Annotated in this window: 2 protein-coding genes; one reads left to right on the top strand and one right to left on the bottom strand. The window is 67.6% G+C overall.

The window, feature by feature from the left end:
- The first annotated feature begins 75 nt into the window (after positions 1-75).
- A protein-coding gene (locus ACWFRU_RS42315; RefSeq protein ID WP_453694178.1) for an IS5 family transposase occupies positions 76-884 on the top strand; the annotation gives its coding sequence in 2 pieces (ribosomal slippage) (positions 76-415 and positions 415-884; 810 coding nt in all).
- A gap of 9 nt (positions 885-893) precedes the next feature.
- Here the strand turns inward: ACWFRU_RS42315 and ACWFRU_RS42310 are convergent.
- Positions 894-1946, bottom strand: coding sequence for a CehA/McbA family metallohydrolase (locus tag ACWFRU_RS42310; protein WP_453694180.1), 1053 nt, complete (start codon positions 1944-1946; stop codon positions 894-896).
- Positions 1947-2005: the final 59 nt, after the last annotated feature.

The following is a 2005-nucleotide window of genomic DNA, read 5'->3' as shown; positions in this document are numbered from 1 at the left end:
GGTCTTACTGATCGTTTCAGAATGAATTGAACCGCGGGTCTTGCGTCTAGCGATCTTGGTGGGCAGGGTGTCCGGGTGCGTGCTGATCCTGTTCCGGATGACCTGTGGGAGCGCGTGGCTCCGCTCCTGCCACCCGCTCCTGAGCGGCGCCGCCGCCACCCCGGGCGATTGCGTGTTCCTGACCGGTCGGCCCTCGCCGGGGTGATGTACGTACTGCGGACCGGCGTCGCCTGGCGCGATGTCCCGGCCGAAGCGGTCGGGTGCTCCGGGGTGACGGCCTGGCGCCGCCTTCGGGACTGGACCGAGGCCGGTGTCTGGCCGCGCCTGCACGCAGCCCTGCTGGCCGAGCTGCGCCGCGCCGACCTGTTGGAGCTTGATCACTGCGCTGTTGACGGCTCGCATGTCCGGGCCCTGAAAGGGGGGCTCACGTCGGCCCCTCGCCGGTCGACCGCGCCCGTCCCGGCTCCAAGCACCACCTGATAGTCGACCGGCACGGAACCCCGCTCGCCGTCACGCTCACCGGTGGCAACCGTCACGACGTCACCCAGCTGCTGCCGCTGCTCGACGCGGTCCCACCGATCCGGGGGCTGCGAGGACGGCCGCGCCGCAAGCCGCGATACCTGTATGCCGACCGGGGCTACGACTTCGACAAGTACCGGCGCCTGCTGTGGAAGCGCGGCATCAAGCCGTTAATCGCCCGACGCGGGGTCGCCCACGGCTCAGGGCTCGGCAAAGTCCGTTGGGTGGTGGAACGGTCCTTCGCCTGGCTGCACCAGTTCAAACGGCTCCGGATCCGCTACGAACGACGTGCCGACCTCCATCAGGGCCTGCTCGAACTGGCATGCAGCCTCATCTGCCTCCGCCGACTGCGGACCTCACGATGAAACGAGCGGTCAGTTGAGGATGATCGGATTGGTGAGTGCGGCGACGTGCCCGTTGGGATGGCGGACCTCGATGCGGACGAACGCCGAGTCCTCCGCTGTCGTGACCCACTGCGCCGCTCCCGCCCCGTCACCGAGGAGAGGAGCACGGTGGACCTTCCCTCGGTCAGTGTGGAAACTGATGGTCCCCGCCGACACACCTCGTACTGCCGCATGGACTTCCACCTGCCCATCACGAGTCGCGAGCCGCTCTCCCACCCCGGCAACGCGACCATCGGCATGGGCGGTGAATGACACGTCCACATCCGCCGACTCGGCGATCCAGCTGCGGCCGGCGCGGATCCCGGCCAGGACTGCCTCCGCGCTCAGTTCCTCGGCGAAGACCACGGTGTGAGGGATGCCGATCTGTCCTTCCAAGTGGGTGTCGCTGTTGCCCATCGCCGGCCGCCACGAGCCCGTGTGGAGATCCGCCGCAAGGCTCCGCCCCCATTCGGCCAGGGCCGCCTCGTTGTCAGCGTTCCAGGGCCGGTCCGAGGTCCACAGCCCGTTCCACACCTCCACCACGTCGAAGCCGAGGAAGGGGAACATGAAGTCGCCCGACGGGTAGGGTGCGTGCGGATGCGCGGCAACGCACAGGCCCCCTGCTCGGTGGACCTGGTCCAGGCACTTGTCCACCAGTCCATCCCTGACCTGGTGGTTCCAGTCGACGACCTCGCCGGGATTGAGGCCGAGCGCGAGCCAGTGCCCGGTCTTCGTGGTCACCTCTTCACCGAGAAGGATCAAGAAGTCATCGGCGGGCAGATGACCCCAGACACCCGGGGCTGCTGCGGAGTTGTGCTCCGTCGTCGCGATGAAGTCGAGCCTGGCCGCGCGCGCCCGCACAGCCAACTCCTCGGGAGTGAGTTCCCCGTCCGAGTGAACGGAGTGGATATGGCAGTCCCCGCGGTACCAGCCCGCCCCGCGTCCGACCGCCCGCCTCGGCGGGAAGCTCAAGCTCGGCAAATTTCTCCTCCAGAGTCCTGTCGAGTCAACGCGCCACCAGGGGCAACCCGTTCCATCCCCCACTGAGCACCATCTCAGTCGAGACGCGTCAGACCAAGATCTCATTCTGAAACGATCAGTTA

It is taken from the genome of Streptomyces sp. NPDC055099 (assembly GCF_053607685.1).
Note: the sequence above shows the minus strand (reverse complement) of the source record. Positions and strands in the feature narration are given on the sequence as shown.